This is a genomic window from Lactobacillus sp. UMNPBX15 (assembly GCF_002553785.1).
Lineage (GTDB): Bacteria > Bacillota > Bacilli > Lactobacillales > Lactobacillaceae > Lactobacillus > Lactobacillus crispatus.
This window is the reverse complement of record NZ_PCYV01000092.1, coordinates 1-427: the sequence shown is the minus strand read 5'-3', so window position 1 is coordinate 427 and position 427 is coordinate 1. Positions and strand designations below refer to the sequence as shown.

General features: G+C 40.0%; 1 pseudogene. It reads left to right on the top strand.

Annotated elements, in window-relative coordinates:
* A pseudogene (locus CP366_RS10415) lies at nt 1–427 on the top strand (sugar phosphate isomerase/epimerase); the annotation flags it as partial.

Here is a 427-nt window from a genome sequence, read left to right as displayed (position 1 = left end):
GAAGGCTACCAACGCCTCTATGATGCTATTCAATACGTTAAAGATGCTGGAATTAAAAATATTATTCTACATCACCCAATGAAGTTTCAGGATCATCATTCAGAAGTAGTGGCCCCTGAAAAACAGTATCCTGACCTATATCGCTTTATCGAATTTACAACTGAAAAGCTCCTTTATTTAGCTGATGATCTTGATGTTCAAGTTTTGGTTCATGGTGGTTATGCTGGTCCTGAGTCACGTTACTTTGTTTCACTCTACCCTAGTGTAGAAGACGCCCGAAATGCTGTTTATCAGCGGTTGGATCGTTTTGCAGATGCTGGTGGAGAGCATATCATGTTTGAAAACTCAATTGCGCCAGTTTTTGCTTATGGCGATCCCCTTCAAGAAGATGAAATTCTTGCACATGATTATCGACTTGCCTTTGATA